Origin of the sequence: Micromonospora sp. NPDC048843 (assembly GCF_040649965.1) — a bacterium.
Taxonomy (GTDB): Bacteria; Actinomycetota; Actinomycetes; order Mycobacteriales; family Micromonosporaceae; genus Micromonospora; species Micromonospora hortensis.
On sequence record NZ_JBEZGJ010000255.1, the window covers coordinates 1 to 7,406 of the forward strand.

At 67.2% G+C, this 7,406-nt stretch carries 6 protein-coding genes; 5 read left to right on the top strand and 1 reads right to left on the bottom strand.

The genetic code is table 11. From position 1 onward, the window contains the following. The first annotated feature begins 440 nt into the window (after positions 1-440). Entirely contained in the window at positions 441-1,214 is a 774-nt protein-coding gene (locus AB0C20_RS33665; protein WP_357569517.1) for an SDR family NAD(P)-dependent oxidoreductase, read from the top strand. A gap of 126 nt (positions 1,215-1,340) precedes the next feature. Here AB0C20_RS33665 and AB0C20_RS33670 read toward each other — a convergent pair whose 3' ends face one another. Further along, complete coding sequence (locus tag AB0C20_RS33670) at positions 1,341-1,808, bottom strand: nuclear transport factor 2 family protein (RefSeq protein ID WP_357180705.1); 468 nt, start codon at positions 1,806-1,808, stop codon at positions 1,341-1,343. A gap of 197 nt (positions 1,809-2,005) precedes the next feature. Between AB0C20_RS33670 and AB0C20_RS33675 the strand changes: the two genes are divergently transcribed. The 4 genes from AB0C20_RS33675 (at position 2,006) to AB0C20_RS33690 (ending at position 7,144) form a co-directional block, all read left to right on the top strand. Then, positions 2,006-2,650 carry an alpha/beta hydrolase gene (locus tag AB0C20_RS33675; protein ID WP_357569518.1) on the top strand — a complete coding sequence of 215 codons (645 nt, stop codon included), beginning with the start codon at positions 2,006-2,008 and terminating at the stop codon, positions 2,648-2,650. Positions 2,651-2,720: 70 nt separating this feature from the next. Further along, positions 2,721-3,245: an orotate phosphoribosyltransferase gene (pyrE, locus tag AB0C20_RS33680; RefSeq protein ID WP_357180699.1), complete on the top strand. Its 525-nt coding sequence runs from the start codon at positions 2,721-2,723 to the stop codon at positions 3,243-3,245. A gap of 270 nt (positions 3,246-3,515) precedes the next feature. Further along, positions 3,516-3,896, top strand: a complete 381-nt coding sequence (locus tag AB0C20_RS33685) for a hypothetical protein (RefSeq protein WP_357180696.1) — start codon at positions 3,516-3,518, stop codon at positions 3,894-3,896. 5 nt (positions 3,897-3,901) lie between these two features. After that, positions 3,902-7,144, top strand: coding sequence for a hypothetical protein (locus AB0C20_RS33690; RefSeq protein ID WP_357180693.1), 3,243 nt, complete (start codon positions 3,902-3,904; stop codon positions 7,142-7,144). Positions 7,145-7,406 lie beyond the last annotated feature (262 nt).

Below are 7,406 nucleotides of genomic sequence, written 5' to 3' on the forward strand. Positions count from 1 at the left end.
GTCGGCGTTCGTCGGCCGGCCCCGGCTGGTGCTGCTCGACGAGCCGACCACGGGCCTGGACGTGGCCGCCCGGCACACCCTGTGCCGCCGAGTTGATCACTAGACGGTGTTGCGCCCAGACGATCTGCTCCACGGGGCCCGCCGAGCTAACGGAAGCCGCCCAAGATCACGGTTTCGGCGGTAAAGCCGATCAGGTCGAACCTTGCTGGCCCAGCAGCCCGAGTCCTCGCGCGGACGCGCCCGCCTCAACTCGATCAATATCGCCGCGAGCCGTCCCACCGTTCGACGAGGCTCGGCCAAGGGGTGCCGACAAGCGAGTCCCTCCGGCTGGATGGATCGGCGGTACCAATTCTGGACGTGCGGGTCCATTATCTGCGAGTCACAGTCCGATGCGGCGGCGAGCACTGGCCCGACCGTTTCGGAAGCGACGGGGGAAGACAATGGATCTGCAGCTTGCTGGTAAGCGCGCTCTGGTCACGGGTGCGAGCAGCGGTCTCGGCGCGGAGATCGCGGCTGTCCTGGCAGCCGAAGGCGTTGCCGTGGTCGTTCACGGCCGGGACCAGACCCGTACGGAGCAGACCGCGCAGAAGGTGGGCGGTCAGGCCGTGATCGGAGACCTCACCACTGATGTCGGCGCCGAGGCCGTGGCTACCCAGGCCGGTGAGGTGGACATCCTGGTCAACAACGCCGGCGCCTACGATCCCGAATCAGGGTGGTCCGACCTGAACGCGGACGCGTGGGCCGACATGTACAACCTCAACGTGCTCAGCTCGGTCCGCCTGATCCGACATCTGGTGCCCGCGATGCGGGCCAAGGGGTGGGGCCGTGTCATCCAGATCGGCAGCGTGACAGGTGATGCGCCGTCGGCGGGGCAGCCGCACTACGCAGCCAGCAACGCCGCCCGGCTCAACCTCGCCCGGTCGTTGTCCCGTGACCTCAAGCACACGGGCGTGACCTCCAACGCCATCGCGGCCGGCACCATCCTCGTCCCCAGTACCCGCAAATACCTCATGGAACTCGGCCGCGAGAACGGATGGGGTGAGACGTGGGAGGAGGTTGAGCGCAATGCTGCCCCGATTCGCGCTGGCACCGACGTCGGCCGCATCGGAAATCCTCGCGACTACGCCGACCTCGTCGCCTACCTGGCCAGTCCGGTCTCCGGCTACCTGACCGGCGCCACCCTCCGAATGGACGGCGGCAGGTACGACCGGTAGCCGCCGGGGTGCCGTCGGTGGGGCGGCGCACATCGATGCCGCCCCACCGCTCAGGGCGGGCTATTGCCAGGAACTCTGTTGGGCGTGGGCGAGCGAAGTTGAGCACGAGTTGGTGGCGTTCACGAATCAGGGTCGGGCTGCGCCCTCGGTGGAGGTGCTGTCTCGTGGACGGAGCGCGGTCAAGAGGTTGTCGAGTTGACCCCAGGCACGGGCGCTCGCGATGGGGTCGATGTAATCTCGGGACTCGACGATGAGCCCATCGCGGATACGCATTACGAAGACGCAGGGCACCGTGAATGCCTCACCCGTCTCGGCTACCCGCCCCTCATAGGCGAACTCGGCGACAATCACCTCCGGGTCCACAGTCTCATGAATCGTCAGGTCGACTGGCTTACGGACCAGCGTCCGGGCGACCGGAGGCGGCGCGGTGAAGTGCTCGTGCAGTTCGTCGCGGCTACGCAGCGGCGGCGGGTTGAGCGGGTGGAACGGATGCGTGACAAGGGTCTGTTCGGCGTACAGGTCGGCCAAGTCCTCGTACGGACCGTCGCAGACACCGTTCACCAGTCGGAGGAACGTTTCGCGTGGGCTGCTCATGCCGGGCTTCCTTCGGAATCGGTAGCTGTCACCTGAGCCACGCCGAGGACCACCTCGGGGGTGGCCGGTGCCCCATCGACGGCACCCTACTGACCTCAACCTTGATTTGACTGCCCCGAAGCGCTGTCGTCTTCCGTATCCCAGCGCATCGTCATCGACAGAGGCGCGCGTCGTACCCGTGTGTGAGGCTTCGGGGCATGGCGACTTTCGTTCTGATCCACGGCGGCGGGGGCAGCGCCTGGGACTGGCATCTCCTTGTCCCCGAGCTGACCAGCCTCGGCCACGACGTGGTCGTACCGGAACTGCCGATCGAGGACGGATCCGCGGGGTTCACCGAGTTCCGCCAGACGGTCGTCGACGCGATCGGCGACCGGAGGGACCTCGTGGTCGTCGGTCACTCGTACGGTGCGTTCACCGCGCCGCTCATCGCCGACAAGCTGCCGGTACGGCTGCTCGTCCTGCTCACACCGATGGTCCCCAAGCCCGGTGAGAGGCCCGGTGAATGGTGGGCCAACACCGGTTACCGCAGCGCCGAAGGGCTCAGTGAGGAGCAGCAGTTCTACAACGGTGTCCCCGCCGAGATCATCGCCGAAGCAGCAGCACACAGCCGGGACCAGGTCAGCGCTGAGGGCGACGAGCCGTGGCCCCTGGACGCCTGGCCAGACGTGCCGACGACTGTGCTCCTCGCCCGCGAGGACCGGTTCTTCCCGGCGGACTTCCAGCGCCGGGTTGCCGCCGACCGGCTCGGCGTCGTCCCCGACGAGATCGACGGCGGCCACTGCGTGCCGCTCAGCCACCCGAAGCAGCTCGCCGATCGTCTCACCGCGTACCCGCTGCCCTGAACGCGGGACCACGGCCGTCACGATCCGAACCCGCGGGCTGTTGATCCAGGCGAGATGCGACGCTGGGCAGGTGACCTACCCACTCGCGCGCCGCGTCTACGACACCTGCCACCTCACCGGGCGTTTCCGTCTGCGGTCCGGGCAGGTCAGCGAGGAGTACTTCGACAAGTACCTGTTCGAAGGGCAGCCGGATCTGTTGCGCGAGGTCGCCGAAGAGATGGTGGCCATGCTGCCGGAGTGCGACGTGCTGGCGGGGATGGAGATGGGCGGTATCCCTCTCGCCACTGTAATGTCACAGCTGACGGGGCTGCCCACAGTCTTCGTGCGAAAACACGCCAAGGAGTACGGCACCAACAAGGCCGCCGAGGGCGGTCCGGTGAACGGGCGGCGTGTCGTGCTGATCGAGGACGTGGTCACCACGGGAGGCGCACTACTGGCATCGTGCGCGCAGCTACGGTCCATCGGCGCCCAGGTGGAGACAGTGGTCTGCGCCATCGACCGCGAGCAGGGCGGTCGTGAGAATCTGGCCGCCGAGGCGCTACAACTCCGCGCTGCCCTCACCCGCCGCGACCTGGAAGCGTCCCTGATGGCGTGACAGTTCCGGTGCCGCTCGACCAGCGGCAGATCAGTGCGGGTTCTCGGATGTCGGCGCTGTTGAGTCGGCGACCCCTTGAAGGGCTGGGCGTCTCATCACCGCCCCACCCAGCACCGGAGGAACGTTTCGTCATATCCCGTCGCCAAAATGGGCGGACCCTCGCCACGAATGGGCTACCGTCGCTGTCTTGGCGTCAGTCGCTACCATGCGGCAGACCGATCGTTGTGGCCAGTCCGGCAGGCGAGGATACATCGAGGATGCGGAGGGCATATGCGCCTTGAAGTGTCGTGGGTCAATGACGTTGATGGTGGTTTGAGCGACCTCGAAACGAGTCTCGGCCAGGATCCGCGTTTCGATGACGTGCCGATCGCCCGTGGGCGTCCAGTCGTTCCGGGACATACCCTTGGCGCTTCGGAGGTGCTGGAACTCGTCGCTACGAACATCGGCCTTGGGATCGTAGCGAATGCGCTGTACGGCTATCTGCGGCAGCGGGTGCGCGCCGGCCTTGCGGAGAGCCACGCGAAGTTGCGGCTGACCCGGGTCGATCTTCCTGACGGCGTCCGTCAAGTCGACATTGAGTATTCCGGGCCGGCCGCGAACGTCGAACAGATCATGCGCGACGCGCTCGGCGACGACTGGCCGCGACGATGACTCATGTGTCATCGTGGGACGCCGACATTGGCCGGCTCGATCCAGGCCAGTCGGTGGCTGTCCTCATCGGCGTCACGGACTATCCACGCTCGGATTTTCCGTCGGTGCCGCAGGCTCGGGAGTCGGTGCGACGCCTTGCCGCCGAGTTGGTCGACACGTCGGTGTGGGGTCTGTCTCGACCGTCGCGGCTGTTCGAGCTGATCGATCCTGACCGGGCCGCCGTACTGCGAACCGTGGCCGACGCCGGACAGCTGGTCAAGCGGCAAGGCATGCTGCTGGTGTACTTCGTCGGCCACGCGGAGCCCGCGGGTGGCGAGCTGTGCCTGGCGATGCGCGACGCCGATCGGCAACATCCCCGCGCCACGATGGTGCCGGTGTCCGAACTGGTCGCCGCCGCGGGCGGATCGCGCGCCGACAAGCGCATGCTGGTACTGGACTGCTGCTTCTCCGGGCGGGCCGCAACGGCGCTGCCCGGGGCTTCGGTGAAGATCGGCGAGACTGCCGGCTGGTACTTCATCGGTGCGGCCGACGGGGCGACCGAGGCGTCCGTTCCCCCGGACGGCGAGCTGACATTGTTCACTGACCGGCTCATCCAGGCCCTCGACGGCCTGTCCGACGGGCCGGAGTGGTTCACCCCCGCGCACGTGTGGCGGGCGACTGCCGCGCAACTGCCACCCGATCATCAGCCGGTCCACAACGACCTGGCGTGGGCCGACCGGCAGCCATGGGTCCGCAACCGCCGTTGGCTGCCCCGACCGCGCCGCGCCGACGCGCCGACCGCCCGCATCGCAGACGCCGACGCGATTGCGGCACCGCCCGGGCTGTACGCGGTACCGCGGTACCTCGGCTCCCACGCGTTCGTGGGCCGGGCCGGTCAGCTGGAGACACTCGACGACTGGGCCTCTGCGGCGCAGCCACACCCTGTCCTGTTGTTCGAGGCGATCGGCGGCACCGGCAAGAGCATGCTGACCTGGCAGTGGGTCACCAAGTACGCCCCGATCGTGCGCCCGGACCTGGCGGGCCGAGTCTGGTACTCGTTCTACGACAGCGGCGCCACGATGGCCGACTTCTGCCGCCACGCAGTGGCTTATATGACCGGCCGCCCTCTTGCCGACCTCCGTGGCATGAAGTTGACGAAGCTGACCGAGTTGCTGCTGGAGCAGCTGCGATCGCGGCCGTGGCTTCTGGTGCTGGACGGTGTGGAACGGCTTCTGGTGGCCTATCACCGCCATGACGCCGGCCAACTCCCGGACGAACTGGCCGGGACCTCCGAGGAGTTCGCTGACCGCGACCCGTGCAGCGCGATCCGGCCGGTCGACGACGAACTGCTCCAGCAATTGACCGACGCCACACCGTCCAAAGTGCTGGTCACCTCCCGGCTTACGCCGCAGGTGCTGCTCAACGCCGCGAACCAGCCGATCCCTGGCGTGCTCGTCGAGCGCCTGCCCGGCCTGCGTCCGGCCGACGCGGAAGCCATGCTGCGCGGCTGTGGCGTCACCGGCGACAGCCACCGGATCCAGGACTACCTGCAACGGCACTGCGACTGCCATCCACTGGTTGCCGGCATCGTCGCCGGTCTGGTGAACAACTACCTCCCGGCGCGCGGAGACTTCGACCGGTGGGCGACTGATCCGGAGTTCGGTGGCCGGCTCGATCTCGGCGACCCCGACCTGCCGTGGAAGCGCAACCACATCCTCACAGCGGCGCTCGAGGCGTTGCCGGAGGCGAGCCGCCGCCTGCTGTCCGCACTGAGCATCCTCAACGATGCGGTGGACTACACCACCATGGCGGCGCTGCATTCGGACCACCGACCGACACCGACTGGCGGTGAGCGGTCCGACTCGCCCGTACCAATGTCGAAACCGCAGTCGTCGACGACCCTGGCCACGACCGTCACCGATCTGGAACGTCGCGGGCTGTTGCAGTATGAGCGCAACGCGCGGAGGTGGGACCTGCATCCCGTCGTGCGCGCCACCGCCCGGGCCCGCCTGCTGCCAGGTGAGCGGGACCGCATCGGTCAACAGATCATCGACCACTTCTCGCAACAGTCATCCAACACCTACGAGCATGCGGCCAGCCTCGACGACCTCCGCGACGCACTCACCGTCGCGCGGACGACGGTCCAGATCGAACAATTCAACAACGCCGCCGAGCTGATTTGCGACCTAGCCGAGACCATGGCGTTCCGGTTGGAAGCCTATCCCGAACTGGTCGCTCTGACCCGCCCCATACTCACAGTGGGCCGGTCGACGCAGGTGGTGCGCCCACCCGTCCTTGCAAGACTGGCGACAGCGGCCGGGATAGCACTAGGCGAACTCGGCCTGGAGCACGAGGCAGCAGAATGCGTCAAGCTGTCCCTGACACTCAGGACCGAACTTGGCGACCACTTCAATATTTGTACGAACTTGAGAAGCATTACCGCTTGCCTCGCGCGTTTGCGCCGCTTCACCGTCGCTGGACGCTGCATCAATCTGACGCTCGAGCTCGCCGGAGCGGTCGAGCGCCGAGAGGAGCAACTGCTGACCTCTCAAGTGTGGGCTATGGCGTATTTCGGCCAGCTGGGACGTTGGGCCGAGGCCGAGCGGTACTGGAGTCTGCTTGAACCGATGAACCGGGAGGTGGACATCAACCTCATGCGCCCAGGCACCCCCAATATCTCTTACCTCCTATACGTTGCGTTCCCGCAGGGCAGACTCACTGGCGAGGCACTATCCCAGGCCGAGCGCATAGCCGCCGGAGGGCGGAACCGAAAGGGCGTTCGCCAACTGCACCTCCTGCGCGGACGGTGGCTCCTGCAACGCGGTGAGACCGCTGAAGCAGCCGAGGCGTTACAAGAAGCGGTCCGCATGGCCCGGGAGTCCGGCTTCCCAGACGTCGATGCCGAGGCGCTCCTCGCCCTGGCTCAGTTACGCGCCCGGTCCGACCGCCACAACGATGCCCGTGCGGTCGCCCACCGGCTCTCATCGCTCAACAAACCTCCGCACCAGACGCTGGCCGAGCTCAGGCACACGCTCGGCGACACCGCTCAAGCGATCACCCACGCCCAAGCGGCCTACGCCCAAGCCTGGGCAGAAGGTGACCCCTACGTGGATCGCTACAAACTCACCCAGGCTGAAACGCTCCTGTGGGTCCTCGGCGTCCAACCGCCGAACCTGCCGCCCTACGCCGCGGAAAACCACCCGATAGAAGACTGGGAACGCCAAGCGGCCGAGGCCGTCGCCGCCTATCTCGCCGAGACCAGGTCGTAACCACCCACCTACCGGAGACCGTCGCAACGCCAACCGACGATCCCGTGGCGGTTGATGCCTGACACATTTGAGATCGTGTATCCGGGCGGCCCGGAGATAGCTTGCCTCGTCAGCGGCCGTACCGGCCAGCCGACGTCACCACCTGACCGGCGGTTCCGGACGTGGGGGGGGGGGGGGGGCCCCCCCCCCCCCGCGGGTGTTAGGGTTGAGCGCGGGAAAAAGCAGAGGGTGTAAGGAGGTTTGCGGGCCCGCCGGCGGGTAC

What these genes read in the sequence shown, in the direction of transcription:
- AB0C20_RS33665 (WP_357569517.1), top strand. Translation starts at nt 441, where the DNA reads ATGGATCTGCAGCTTGCTGGTAAGCGCGCTCTGGTCACGGGTGCGAGC.
- AB0C20_RS33670 (WP_357180705.1), bottom strand. Translation starts at nt 1,808, where the DNA reads ATGAGCAGCCCACGCGAAACGTTCCTCCGACTGGTGAACGGTGTCTGC.
- AB0C20_RS33675 (WP_357569518.1), top strand. Translation starts at nt 2,006, where the DNA reads ATGGCGACTTTCGTTCTGATCCACGGCGGCGGGGGCAGCGCCTGGGAC.
- AB0C20_RS33685 (WP_357180696.1), top strand. Translation starts at nt 3,516, where the DNA reads ATGCGCCTTGAAGTGTCGTGGGTCAATGACGTTGATGGTGGTTTGAGC.